General features: G+C 33.8%; 14 protein-coding genes. 6 read left to right on the top strand and 8 right to left on the bottom strand.

Annotated elements, in window-relative coordinates; all coding sequences use genetic code 11:
* Positions 1–112: 112 nt before the first annotated feature.
* Together tyrS and CW752_RS09995 are read left to right on the top strand one after the other, a co-directional pair.
* On the top strand, positions 113–1,312 hold the full coding sequence (gene tyrS / locus CW752_RS10000; RefSeq protein WP_101239566.1) for a tyrosine--tRNA ligase: 1,200 nt from the start codon (positions 113–115) through the stop codon (positions 1,310–1,312).
* A gap of 123 nt (positions 1,313–1,435) precedes the next feature.
* Complete coding sequence (locus CW752_RS09995) at positions 1,436–1,870, top strand: GNAT family N-acetyltransferase (RefSeq protein ID WP_101239565.1); 435 nt, start codon at positions 1,436–1,438, stop codon at positions 1,868–1,870.
* Positions 1,871–1,953: 83 nt separating this feature from the next.
* Here the strand turns inward: CW752_RS09995 and CW752_RS09990 are convergent, their stop codons facing one another.
* Both CW752_RS09990 and panD read right to left on the bottom strand, forming a co-directional pair.
* A complete protein-coding gene (locus tag CW752_RS09990; RefSeq protein WP_101239564.1) occupies positions 1,954–2,982 on the bottom strand; it encodes a lysylphosphatidylglycerol synthase transmembrane domain-containing protein in 1,029 nt (342 codons plus the stop codon).
* A 3-nt stretch (positions 2,983–2,985) separates the two neighbouring features.
* The gene (gene panD / locus CW752_RS09985) at positions 2,986–3,336 is read right to left on the bottom strand and encodes an aspartate 1-decarboxylase (RefSeq protein WP_002976902.1); all 351 of its coding nucleotides are present in this window, start codon (positions 3,334–3,336) and stop codon (positions 2,986–2,988) included.
* Positions 3,337–3,735: 399 nt separating this feature from the next.
* On the opposite strand from panD, the gene CW752_RS09980 reads away from it, so the two are divergent.
* Complete coding sequence (locus CW752_RS09980) at positions 3,736–4,026, top strand: HU family DNA-binding protein (RefSeq protein WP_047097388.1); 291 nt, start codon at positions 3,736–3,738, stop codon at positions 4,024–4,026.
* A gap of 587 nt (positions 4,027–4,613) precedes the next feature.
* On the opposite strand, the gene pdxH is transcribed toward CW752_RS09980, so the two are convergent.
* The gene (pdxH, locus tag CW752_RS09975; protein WP_101239563.1) at positions 4,614–5,255 is read right to left on the bottom strand and encodes a pyridoxamine 5'-phosphate oxidase; all 642 of its coding nucleotides are present in this window, start codon (positions 5,253–5,255) and stop codon (positions 4,614–4,616) included.
* 24 nt (positions 5,256–5,279) lie between these two features.
* On the opposite strand from pdxH, the gene CW752_RS09970 reads away from it, so the two are divergent.
* Both CW752_RS09970 and CW752_RS09965 read left to right on the top strand, forming a co-directional pair.
* Entirely contained in the window at positions 5,280–5,831 is a 552-nt protein-coding gene (locus CW752_RS09970; RefSeq protein ID WP_101239562.1) for a YqgE/AlgH family protein, read from the top strand.
* 102 nt (positions 5,832–5,933) lie between these two features.
* The gene (locus tag CW752_RS09965) at positions 5,934–6,515 is read left to right on the top strand and encodes an N-acetylmuramoyl-L-alanine amidase (RefSeq protein WP_101239561.1); all 582 of its coding nucleotides are present in this window, start codon (positions 5,934–5,936) and stop codon (positions 6,513–6,515) included.
* Between the two features lie 85 nt (positions 6,516–6,600).
* On the opposite strand, the gene CW752_RS09960 is transcribed toward CW752_RS09965, so the two are convergent.
* From CW752_RS09960 to CW752_RS09950, 3 genes are all read right to left on the bottom strand, one after another.
* Positions 6,601–7,416, bottom strand: coding sequence for an aminotransferase class IV (locus CW752_RS09960; protein WP_101239560.1), 816 nt, complete (start codon positions 7,414–7,416; stop codon positions 6,601–6,603).
* A 78-nt stretch (positions 7,417–7,494) separates the two neighbouring features.
* Positions 7,495–7,881, bottom strand: a complete 387-nt coding sequence (locus tag CW752_RS09955) for an START-like domain-containing protein (protein WP_101239698.1) — start codon at positions 7,879–7,881, stop codon at positions 7,495–7,497.
* A gap of 188 nt (positions 7,882–8,069) precedes the next feature.
* Entirely contained in the window at positions 8,070–9,245 is a 1,176-nt protein-coding gene (locus tag CW752_RS09950; RefSeq protein WP_101239697.1) for an aspartate aminotransferase family protein, read from the bottom strand.
* A gap of 157 nt (positions 9,246–9,402) precedes the next feature.
* On the opposite strand from CW752_RS09950, the gene CW752_RS09945 reads away from it, so the two are divergent.
* Entirely contained in the window at positions 9,403–11,007 is a 1,605-nt protein-coding gene (locus CW752_RS09945) for a T9SS type A sorting domain-containing protein (RefSeq protein WP_101239559.1), read from the top strand.
* Positions 11,008–11,065: 58 nt separating this feature from the next.
* Here the strand turns inward: CW752_RS09945 and CW752_RS09940 are convergent, their stop codons facing one another.
* Both CW752_RS09940 and CW752_RS09935 read right to left on the bottom strand, forming a co-directional pair.
* Complete coding sequence (locus CW752_RS09940) at positions 11,066–12,808, bottom strand: OstA-like protein (protein WP_101239558.1); 1,743 nt, start codon at positions 12,806–12,808, stop codon at positions 11,066–11,068.
* A gap of 3 nt (positions 12,809–12,811) precedes the next feature.
* On the bottom strand, positions 12,812–13,285 hold the full coding sequence (locus tag CW752_RS09935; protein WP_027374694.1) for a Fur family transcriptional regulator: 474 nt from the start codon (positions 13,283–13,285) through the stop codon (positions 12,812–12,814).
* Between the last annotated feature and the right edge of the window lie 44 nt (positions 13,286–13,329).

Raw genomic sequence — 13,329 nt, 5'->3', positions numbered from 1 at the left:
AGTTATCGTTCGGGAAGACTTTCTATATCTGTATTCTAAATTAAATAATCTACTTAATATATAGAGCCCGGACAGTACCTGTCCGGGCTTTTCATTTTTAAAATAATTCAATATGAACCATACATTACAAGAAAATGTTGCTATCATCCTTCCTGAAAACGGTCTGGAAGAAAAATTAAGACAAGCAAAAAAAGAAAACAGAAAATTATCAATTAAGCTAGGTTTTGATCCTACAGCCCCGGATCTGCATCTGGGACATGCAGTTGTTCTCAAAAAGCTAAAAGAATTCCAGGATCTTGGTCATCAGATCATTATTGTGGTAGGAAGTTTTACAGCAAGAATTGGTGACCCTACAGGAAAGAATAAAGCAAGACAACCTTTGAGTACTGAAGATGTACAGCATAATGCTCAAACTTATATCAATCAGCTTTCTAAAATCATTGATGTTGAAAAAACAAAAATTGTCTTTAATTCGGATTGGTTGGACGCTCTTGAGTTTTCTGAAGTCATTCAGTTATTATCAAAAGTCACTGTAGCTCAATTGATGCATCGAAATGATTTTAACAAAAGATTTACGGAAAACACTCCAATTGCGATGCATGAGCTGGTATATCCTATTCTTCAAGGGTTTGATTCTGTAAAAATTGAATGCGATATCGAAATGGGTGGCACAGACCAACTTTTCAACTGTACTATGGGAAGACACCTACAGGAAGTCCATCAAATGTCTCCTCAAATCGTCATGTGTATGCCTTTATTAAAAGGACTGGACGGAAAAGAAAAAATGAGCAAATCTCTGAACAATACTATTGGACTTACCGACAGTCCTAATGAAATGTTTGGAAAAACGATGTCTATTCCGGATACTTTGATTGATGAATTCATTAATCTGGCTACCAATTTTTCCCTTGAAGAAAAAATAGATTTAAAATCAAAAATGGAATATGGCGAAAATCCAATGAACATCAAAAAAATAATTGCCCGAAACATCATCACTCAATACCATAATGAAGTAGATGCAAAGAATGCAGAACATTTTTTCAGCAATCAGTTTCAAAACAAAAATTTTGAGGAGAAAACCTTTGAACAGATTTCCATACAATCTCTGAATCACGATGAAAACCCAATATCTCTCATTGAACTTTGTCATCAATTAAGAACTGATCTTAGCAAATCAGCATTGCGAAGATTAATTGAAGGTGGAGGTATTCAAATCAATAATGATAAAATAACCGAACCTGATGAAAAATTAGCATTGGTCTCCAATACCAAGATAAAGATTGGAAAAAGAGCTTTTTTTGAATTGATTTGAGCAGAAAGTCAGAAGCTGGAATTTTTTCCGGCTTTTTCCGCTTAAATATTGATTTATCTCACCGTATAAATCAAGTTAAATTAATATCTTCGTTTAGCTAACGATCGCTAAAAATAAAGGACAATGAGTGTAGATCTTACCTATCGCAAAGCCACAGAAAATGACATCGATTTTCTTCTTGAGCTCAGAACGAAAACAATGAATCCACATTATGAGGAATCACTCCTTCCAACTGATCAAGAAACCACTCTCAAGAGAATCTTATATGAATTTGAAAAAGCAAACATCATTTTTCTCGGTCATCAGCCTATTGGGCTATTAAAGATCAACAGAGCAGAAGATAAAATCGATATACTGCAACTTCAGATTGATCCCGGGCAGCAAGGTAAAGGATTAGGAAGAATGATTTTAACAAATATTCTGGCAGAAGCTTCATCAACGGCAAAACCGGTTACATTAAGTGTTTTAAAAACTAATAAAGCTCAGCATCTCTATTCCGGTCTGGGTTTTAAAATCATAGGTGAGGATGCTTACTCTTATTTTACGGAGTTCAAATAATGATTGTATAGACTCATTAGCATCAACAATAAAAAAGGTTCAATTTTTAGAATTGAACCTTTATATTTATAATACTACTGTATTTATTCTTTAAAATCTTTATCTGAAGCAGCAACATTTCTTGCCTTTGCCAACATTGGGATGGAAATAAGCCCCATCACCAACATAAGTACAATTTGAAGTGGTAAAGAAATAAAGGAGTAAGTAAGCCCCATTTCTCCTCCTAAATCGGCACTTTTCCCTACCGAGATAAATAAAGCCATAAATCCATATTTCATCGCCAGATTATAGGCTCCGATTCCTCCACTGGCAGGAATAATCATTCCTAATGTCCCAACTACAATAATGAAGAAACCATCTGCCAATGTAAATCCTGATGTTTCCGGAAGGGCAAAACATACTAAATAGGCTGCAAAATAATAGGAAACCCAGATTCCAACAGTATATAAAATAAATTTTCCTTTTTGCTTTAACTTAAAAATAGTAGTCAGTCCCTGAAAAATTCCATCTATAAAATTGACAATTTTCCCTAAAAACGGAACGTCTGCCAATTTCTTTTTAAACACAAAGAACAAAACAGTTCCTACGATTACAATTAAAAGGCCAAATAATATTTTATTAGGGTTAATATGGATTCCTGAATTTTCATAAAAAGACAAAATCGCCTCATACTTGAATAGTAATGTCAAACCTAAAAAAACAAGCATACATACAAGATCTACTACTCTTTCTAAAATAATGGTTCCAAAAGATTTATCTACAGGTACTTTTTCAACCCCATATAAAGCTGTTGCTCTCGCCACCTCTCCACTTCTTGGAATGGTAAGGTTCATCAAATATCCAAAGGATATGGACCAAAGTGAATTAGCATTAGAAATACTATGTCCCATAGGTTCCAACATCAGATTCCAACGAATTGCTCTGAACCAATAAGCTAAAAGACCAAACACTGCAGCAAACAGTACCCAAAGGTAATTTGCTTTAGCCAACGATTTTTGAATCACTTTAAAATCAAGTCCTTTTAAGGCAAGCCATAAAAAAAAGCCTGCAAAAGCAAGCGATATTACTATTGTAAGTATTGATTTTAAAGGACTTTTTGATGTTTTCTCCATAAATTAAGTAAGAAGGTTTGTTTTTTCGTCCGGGAAAACTATTTTCGGTTGAAAGTCTTTTGCTTCTTCAGGAGTCATCTGTGCATAAGCTATAATAATGATAATATCATCTTTCTGTACCTTTCTAGCCGCAGGTCCGTTCAGGCATACTTCTCCCGATTTTCTTTTTCCTTTGATCACATACGTATCAAAACGTTCTCCGTTGTTTACATTCACAATATAGACTCTCTCTCCTACTACCAAACCGGCAGCTTCTATAAGATCTTCATCTATCGTTATACTTCCTATATAATTAAGGTCAGAGGCAGTTACTCTCACCCTATGGATCTTAGATTTGAAAACTTCTATTAACATGCTGCAAATTTATTAATAAAAATTTACAAAACAGGTCATCATGATCATTTAAAAACTCCCACAAACACAGGTGTTTAATTTTTCAAAACATAAAAAAAATGAAATTTACTTGTAAAATCAACAAACATATCCTCAAAAACGTCAATTCTTTATACACAATTTAGGATTTAATAAATACAGAAAATAATATTAACAAATTGCTAAAGTCAATACACATAAGCATTTGGCACGATTTTAGTAACCCGTAACGTAGATTTTTCGTGAAAATACGAATTATCATATTTTAACTGTTTTCATTGAAAAGCAAAAAAATTATATAAGTTTTAATAAAAAAATTGCACAATTAGAAAATAGTATTATATTTGCTATAATTACGAACTAACTTTAATATTAAAAATTATGAACAAGTCTGAATTAATCGACGCAATCGCAAAAGATGCAGGAATCACTAAAGTTGCAGCTAAAGCTGCTTTAGAATCATTCATTTCTAACGTAACTTCTACTTTAAAGAAAAAAGACGGAAAAGTTTCTTTAGTAGGTTTCGGTACTTTCTCAGTAGCTGAGAGAGCAGCTAGACAAGGTATTAACCCTGCAACTAAAAAACCAATCAAAATTGCTGCTAAAAAAGTTGCTAAATTCAAAGCTGGAGCTGATTTATCAAACGCAGTTTCTGGTGCTAAGAAAAAATAATCATTCAGATTACGAAAATTCAAAGGCTGTTTCTAAGAAACAGCTTTTTTTGTGCTTAATGGTCTTGAAAAAAGGGATCAAGAGCAAAAGTTGGGGGAGTTTAAAATATTTAGATCTATTTAATCTTTAAATTTCACGCAAAGGATTTTTATTATATAGTGTTATATTTTAGGAAGCAAAGGCTTGAATCAATTGTATTGATTCTTTCTAAGCGTACGCATATCCATATCGCTTCATCAGCGACCTTTATGGCTTTCTTTGCTCCCTTATCAATAATGAATTGCATCTTGCCTTTGCGTCTAAATAAAACTTCAGTATAAGCTTAGAGTAGTAAAAAGCTAATTTACTTTCCTTTCATATTAACCAAACGTTTTATCTACTTTTGAGACTTATCCAAAATCTAAGATAATCCATTCTACTTTATATGAAATACCAATCAAAAGAAACAGGTTTTAGCCCATTTATAGTTTAAAAAAATCCAATGGATTCAATATTGGATGTAATTAAGCGGTGGATATAAAATAAGCAGACTAAAGTCCGCTTATTTTGATGCTATAAAGTCTATTATAAATTATACCGGCGAAAAATCATGGTGCTAACCTTGAAATCTTCCAATCCAAATCTTCCAACTGATACACAATTCTATCATGTAGACGATTAGGTCTTCCTTGCCAGAATTCAATTTCATAAGGTTTTGCCAGATAGCCACCCCAATTTACAGGTCGGGGAACTTCTGTATTTTCAAATTCTTTTTCTAAATCTTTCAACTTATCTTCTAAAAATTCCCTATTTGGGATCACTTGACTTTGTGGAGAAACAACCGCTCCCAGCTGACTTCCTTTTGGCCTTGAATGAAAATAACCGTCACTCAGGTTCTCTGCTACTTTTTCTAAATCAGCCTTAATAATAACCTGTCTTTCGAGATTAGGCCAGAAAAAATGCAGGCAAGCTTTATGATTGTGGGCTATTGCTTTTCCTTTTTTGCTGTTATAATTGGTGTAAAAGATAAATCCTTCATGGGTATAGGCCTTAAGCAGCACCATTCTGGTTCTGGGACAACCGTCTTCTTCTACTGTAGAAACAGCCATAGCATTAGCTTCAGAGATAGCAGGACTCTCACTAGCTTCTAAAAACCAGTCCCTGAATTGTTCGATTGGATTTTGTTTTATCTCACTTTCAATAAGTTGGGACTTCTCGTACACTTTTCTTTTGTCGTGCAGGTTTTCCATAAATATTTTTTATTAAATTTGAGTATGAATCACTCATACAAAGGTAAAATATTAATCTCGACCCCTGACATTTCCGGCGATCTTTTTTCCAGATCGGTAGTATTGGTTATTGAACATAATGAAAGTGGAGCATTTGGTTTGATATTAAATAAAAAGAACAGCCAGATGAGTACTAAATTCAAAGATTTTTTTGATTTCAAGATCGAAGTCTATGATGGAGGACCTGTGGAGAATGATAAAGTTTTTTTTATTGTAAAAGGTAAAGAAAAAGTCACTGAGATTTACACTGAAATCACCGATGAATATTATCTTACAGAAGATATTGAACGCATCATCAGTGCTGTGTTGAACAATGAACTTGATATTCATAATGTAAAGATCTTTTCCGGATATTCCGGATGGTCTCCAAACCAATTGGATACGGAAGTTCAACGCAAGATGTGGACTGTAGTGGATGTTTATAATCTTGACTACACGCTTCCAAACGATCAAAGTTTGTGGAAATCGATAATGCAGAATCTGGGTGGTGAGTTTTTACTTTGGGCCAATTCGCCTGAAGACATCTCATTGAATTAGTAACCTACTTTAAAACAGGAACATAATTAACAAACTTTAAGATTATGTTAACCAATTTTAAAGAAAGTTTTCACGTTCTTTGAAAAACCAAAATCACTGGAAATGAGAGGAATCAAACTACTTACTTTATCAGTCTTTTCTACTGCATTTTTATCATTCACTCCTATTAATAAAAAATATATTGTTATAGATGCCGGTCATGGCGGAAACGACAATGGAGTTGTATATGGTCAATTCTCTGAAAAGGATATTTCTTTGGGAATAGCCAAGGAAATTCAAAAGATAAGCCAAGGTCAGGATAAGTATGAGATCGTCTTAACCAGAGATGCAGACAATTATCCTTCTCTTGCTGAAAGAACCCATCAGATTAATGCATTGAATCCTGAGATGGTGATTTCAATTCATGTGAATAAATCTCCTCAGGAAGAAACTCCCAATCATGGAGCTGAAGTTTACATTCAGAACTCTGAAGCTTCCAAAAAATTAGCTGAAAAAATTTCTAAAAAATTTGATACCCAAAGGATTTTAGAGCGTAATCTCCATATTTTAAGAGAAACTAAAGCTCCTGCTGTATTGGTAGAAGTAGGATTTCTTAATAATTCAAATGATAGAAAATATATCACCAGCGAAGAAGGACAAAAGGAAATCGCACAAAAATTCGTGGATGTTATCAACGAATACTAAATAAAAGAAACAATTTCTGATTTACTCAGAATAAAACCCGGTAAAGGACTGTGTAATTTTGTTGTTTACCGGGTTTGTCAATTTTTTATTGATTAAAACTAGCCTTCCAACGCTCTACCAGTTCAATAAAACGAGAGCTTTCAAAAGTCTTATTTCTTATTTTACCTACAGAAAATATGCCTTTCTCATCAGATATCATTAAAATTTCTTCTGCTTTCTGAGATTCAAAGGCAATAATCTCGTGCTCTTGGATATCTGCAAGATTATTTTTATGTAAAAAAGTCACAAAATTTTCCATTAAAGGAGAAATGTATGCTCCTTCGGTCTGTTTTGGAACTTTGATAACATCTCCTTCTAAAAAAAGAAGGTTTCCTGAAGTGGTACGGGCAATTCTTTTATTGGGATTCAGAAGAATGACGTCATCCAGATCATTTTCCTGAGCATAAATCCCGCCGTAAATATTTTCAGGACAGTGTACTCTGATATTGCTTAGCAGGTTATTGTTGACATTAATCTCTTTGATTAAGTCTAACTCTAATGATCTTTGATGTATCGCTAATACATCATCCATTTCCACAACTTCATAAAAATAAGAAACGGATGATTTTGCTAATGTCAATTCATCATTATTTCTGAAAACCTGGAAATTAATAATTCCATTTTGTATTCCTTTACCTTCAATAATATCTTTTTGGAAAAGAGACTGGAAAAACTCCAGGGTATAGGTTAAAGGGATATTCATTCTCATCTTTCTCATGGAAGCCATCAGGAAGAAATAGCATTCTTCATCCATGATCAAACCACCGTTTTTTACAAAGAAAGACACCTTTACTGAGTCTCCCCAAAGAAAGGCTCTATTCTTTACATTTAATTCGTCTGATGTAAAATATTGATTTTCCAATTTTTGATGCGATTTATTTACAAAAAAATAATGAACGATAAATCGTTCATCAGTTTTATCATTTAATACAGTGCAACATTACGCTGCACCTAATTTTATTCTGAGGTTCTCAATAAGATTTTCCCAATACATTGCGTTTTCTTCTTCATCCCCTTCTTCACAGAAATCTGTAATATTTAGAGATAAATCTTCTGTAATATCATCTATTACGATAGTCATTTCAAAGAAGTTTTTAGTTCCTTCGTCTTCTTCCCATCTAAAACGCACGAAACCTTCAGGCTTATATCTAATCAAAGTGGCCTTTTCAGCAGGTCCTCCGCCCCAGCTAAAAAAGAAATCATCACCTTTCTCTGTTACCTCATCCGCAAACCATTCAGACAACCCCTCCGCAGTAGCCAGATATTCATATAAAATCTCTGATAGACAGTGCATTGGGAATTCGTAATGGACTTTATGTTTCGCCATATAATCTTTGTTTTTATCGTCCCGCAATATATAAATTAATTTTTTTATTACACAAAAAAGCAGTTACTTTTTTAAAGAATCTGTATGATATTTATCAGAGATTTTAAATATCTATTATGTTAAGTATGAGGAACTAAAACTCCCATGCTAAGCATAAAAAAATCTCTCCGTCTGGAGAGACCTTATTTTTAATCTTCATTAAGAACGTCTAGTATAATCTGGCATCCTTGTCTGATTTCTTCCATGGATAATGTGAGTGGTGGAGAAATTCTCAGGTACTCATTTCTATATAGCTGCCAGAAAACAATAAGTCCTTTTTCCATGCATTTTTTTGCGACTTGTAACGTGTATTCCGGGCTTCCAAGATTTACAGCCAACATTAATCCTCTTCCATTGATATTTTTAATCTTCGGATGAACCAAAAGTTCTCTGAATAGCTTTTCTTTTTCTTCCACTTCATTCATTAACCCACTTTCCAAAACTTCTTTTAAAGTAGCATAGCTAGCCGCTGCAATTAAAGGGTTTCCTCCAAATGTTGTAATGTGACCCAATTTTGGTGAGTGAGACAAAGTGTCCATCATTTCTCTTGAACTCATAAATGCTCCTACCGGAACTCCTCCTCCCATTCCTTTTCCCATTACCAGAATATCTGGAACGATTCCATAATGTTCAAAAGAGAATAATTTTCCGGTTCTACCAAACCCCGGTTGAATTTCATCTAATATTAAAAGTGCCCCTACTTCTTCACATCTTCTCTTTAATTTGATCAGATAATCATTTTCCGGAACTAAAAATCCTGCTGCTCCCTGGATTGTTTCAAGGATAACGCAAGCTGTTTTTTCCGTAATTTTATCAAAATCGTTTTCATTGTTGAATTCAATAAAACTAACCATCGGTAGTAATGGACGGAACTCTCTTTTGTGATTTTCACTTCCGGAAACACTTAGTGCACCGTGCGTATTTCCGTGGTATGAATTTTTGAAAGAGACAATTTCCTCTCTTCCTGTAAATCGTTTTGCTAATTTAAGACTCCCATCAATTGCTTCTGCTCCACTATTTACAAGATAAGTCATTTCCAGTGGTTCAGGAGTAGCTTCTGCAAGTAATTTACACAGAGCAACAGGTTTATCCTGTGCGTACTCTCCATACACCATCACGTGAAGATATTTGTCTGCCTGTTCTTTGATTGCATTAATAACTTTAGGATGCGAATGTCCTAAGGTATTGGCAGAAACTCCTGCTACAAAGTCCAAGTATCTTTTTCCATCAGTGCCATAAATGTAGTTTCCTTCTGCTTTTTCAACTTCAAAACCTGCAGCAAATTTTGTGGTTTGTGCCTGATATGTAAAAAAATCATTATGCATTTCCATCGTCTCAAAAATTTTAGCAAAGCTATAAAACATTCAGCAAATGCCGAAATTATCCAACAATAATAACAAAAGATAATTTTCATTTTTTTGATATTTAAACCTCACTATTTAGTGATAATTATTTACCTTTAGTTGATAAAAACATTATATTATGAAAAAACTATTTATGATCACCGCGGTGTTTTATTCCATTATTATGCTTAAATCCCAATGGAATGCTAACCTTAATGTAAATTTACTTGTTGCGGATCCGGGAGCATTAGGCTCATCTTTTTCCGCTGCTATGAATGATGGCAAAACCTATATTGCCTATTGGAAATCTGTACCTGCACCTAAGAATTATGAACTATGGTTACAAATTTTAGATCAAAACGGGAATAAATCATTGGGAAGTAATGGTTTACTGATCAGCAATCAGATTCCAATGTCAAGTTATACTTTTCTTCAGGGAACAGCTGTAGACTCTTCTAATAATTTTTATATTGCTGTAACCGGGACGGCTAACAATAATGGCTATTTATTTAAAATCACCCCGCAAGGTACTTCAGTATGGCCTAATGGAATATTATTAGGAGAGGCTACAGCTCCAAAAGTTTTGCCTTTATCCAATGGTGATATCATTGTAAGCTATGTCAATCAAGATCATACGAGAGTTCAAAGGTTTAATCAAAATGGACAAGCTGTATGGCCCGCACCAATACAAATTCTTTCAGATGATCCTACAAAGGGATCGCAACCTGCAGACATCTTTGAGTTAGCCAACAATGAAATTGAAATTATCTTTAATAAATCAGGTTCTGGGATATATGGCAGCTTGTTTGCACAGAAATTAAGCGGTAATGGAACTATAATTTGGAGTTCTCCTAAGAAAATATCAACAAAAAGTACATCTTTAGTTTCAATAAACAGCGGAGTTGTGGATGGAAATAATCTCTATTACGGATTTACGGCATCAGATGGATTTTCAATTTATGCTTATTTACAGAAAATTAATTCAGATGGAAGTTTAGCTTGGGGACCAGATGGAGTAAGTTTTACAACAGATCCCAACAATTATCAGGTGGACATTAAAATTGCTTCTACGGCAGGTTCACCTCATATATGGTCTATAGCAAAATATACCAATCCTTCCCAAAACATGAGTGGAGAATATATTCAAAAGTTTGATAAAAATAATGGTACAAGACTTCTTTCCGACAATGCTAAACAAGTATTTCCTATTGATAATGAATTTAGAACTCACGAAGGAAACCTCTATTTAATCAATGACAATCCTTTTTTTATTATCCAAAAATCAATTGATATTTATAAAGCTTCCCTTAATGCCGTTTTATTGAATACAACAGGGAATTTTGTCTGGTCTCAACAGTATCTTCCAATGGCCACTTATCCTGCTATGAAAACATCTATTTCTTCCCTGGCTCCGATAAACGGACAAAATGTAATTGTATTTCAAGAACAAAAATCATCAGATACCAATGAAAAGATTTATGCACAAAATCTTACGTTACCTAATCTTGGAACAAATGAAGTTACCAAGAATCAACAATTCTATCTTTATCCTAACCCTGCCAAAGATGTTATCTATATAAAAGGAGTAAGGGATAAAAAATATGAAATTTATAATACAGTTGGTCAACAAGTAGAATCCGGAAAGCCAAAAGATGGAAAAATAGGAGTTCAAAACCTATCAAAAGGTGTTTATATTCTAAAAATCGCAGAACAAAGAATAAACCATACCTTTATTAAGGAATAACATATTATAATTAAAATAAAAAACCCGGAATAAACTTATGTCTATCCCGGGTTTTTTATTATTTTCTGACCCTTTTCGGTTTTTTAGCTTCTTCTTTTGCTTTTTCTTTTTCAACAGCTTCCTGAGCTTTATCATAGAGTTCATTATCTGCTGAGTATTTTGTTTCCTCGTAATTAGGAGTATCTACCAGGATGTCCTGCCATTTTCTGATACGGTCTTTCGTATTCCAGTTAAAATCTGGAAACTTTCTCCTTGCCGGCTCTATCATACTCATTGGATAGGTATCTGAAGTTGCCCCAATACTACAAGAAATAATCTGCAGAGCTCTTTCTTCAAATAAGGCCCCTATAATTCCACAGGCAGAAAGTGTAATTCCGATTCTTTGAGGTTGTTTGGTTTCCTGGTCTACATCATCTACATACACAATGGACTGCGCGTTTCCAATGACTTTAGCTTCTTTGATGTTGTTATTATCATAATAGACTGTCATGAATTTTCCTTTCACCTGATTGAATTCGTCTTTCAGATTTAATGAATCCACTTTACTGATGGCAAGGGCATTCCCAATCACTCTCAGTGAGTCAATATTTTCACTCTTCGTATTAAAATAAGCTTCTACTTTATCTCCTGTCACCTGTTTCTCTCCACTCCAAAGAATAGGTTTGGTATACATATGCATAATACCATCTGTTTCATTGAATGTTATAGAGTCTGCTCTTCCCTGGGCGTTCGATTTATAAACACGTGCTTTTTTGTAAGCTCTTAAATAACTTTTCTTAACCTTAATATCTAACGAATCGGGTCTTTGATAAGAAATAATCTTTTCTGCAGCAAAATAGGCAGTATCCTTATCCATAATTTTAACAGCATAAGGATTCTTGGTCATCATAGAAGAATCTTTTTTCTCAAAGATTTCTCCATACCCTCCTTTAATGTATCTTCTTTCTTTAGGATCATCAAGAGTTACATTCCCTGTTGCTTTACCAAATCCTGTGATCTGATTAAAGTACATATCATCACCGGTAAGAATTTTATCGTTATAAAAGATTTTGGAATTTTTATTAAGGAAAGCTTCTTTAGTTCCCATTCTGTAGGTTCCTCTTTCCGTATAAACCCTATTTTTAGGATTGGCTCTGTTGGTAATGGTCGTAGGTCCGAAAAATTCAGCAGTATTGGTATTCTGATTTTGTTTGATATTAGCCCCTTCAATGATATACTGGGCATTATCTATTTTTACATTCCCAACAAAATCTATCATTTTCGTATCCAGAAAATATGTTGCAGATTTCGTATACATAACATTTCCCTGGCTGTCAGAAATGGTTCCGCCAGTATTAAAATATGCCTGATTGGCTAACCTGTCATAGTACAGAATATCTGTTTTGATGGTTTGTTTAGGATCTATAAGGACTACGTTTTTTCGGGCAACACCTTTTTGGGTATTTCCATCATATTCCATTTCGCCTGCAGTAATTACTGAACCGTCCGCATTTTGAAGCTTTGTATTACCTATTGCCTTTACAAAGTTCTCTTCATTATACAAAACAACTTCGTCAGCTGTAAGAACGGATCCCTGGTGTTCAATCTGAACATGACCAATAAAATATTGATTCCCGTCATATTTTTCGGGACTTTTTTTAATCTCATCAGCATGGATGATCTTTATTTTATCTTCAGGTTTCGACTGTTGCGGTTGAGCAGTTGTAGGAGCTTGCAAATAAGGATCTCTCTTTACAACAGGTTTATCCTGCGCAAAAGCAAGCGCAGAAATAAAGATAAACAGAAAAAGGAATATTCTCATTAATTAATCATTCTTAGTGCCATAAAAATACAGCGAATGAGAATCAATTTTTACGCCAAATGCTTCTTCAATTGCTTCTTTTATTCCTTGGATTCTTGGGTCACAGAATTCAATAATTTCTTCGATTTCTTTATCAGAATCTTTTTTATAGATCACCAGGTGATCGTGTTGCTTATCAAAATAAGACTTCTCATAAGACGAAGAGGTCAACGTTTTTTCTCCAAACTGATGCTTACGGATTAATCCGGCGTCAAGAAAAATCTCAATAGTGTTGTAGATTGTCGCTTTGGAAACATGATATTTTTTCTGCATCATCAGAAGATATAGATCATCCACATTAAAGTGGTGATCCATATTATAAATTTCTTCTAATATCGTATATCTTTCAGGTGTGTTTCTGAACCCCTTTTCTAATAAGTAGTTTCTTAAAACATCCTTAATTAAAGCTATATTTTTTTCTTTTTGTACTGTATCCATTAAAAAAATTATCTACAAATTTATTGAATTTTATTTAAATAGAT

Origin of the sequence: Chryseobacterium sp. PMSZPI (genome assembly GCF_002835665.1) — a bacterium.
In the GTDB taxonomy this organism is placed as follows: domain Bacteria; phylum Bacteroidota; class Bacteroidia; order Flavobacteriales; family Weeksellaceae; genus Chryseobacterium.
Note: the sequence above shows the minus strand (reverse complement) of the source record. Positions and strands in the feature narration are given on the sequence as shown.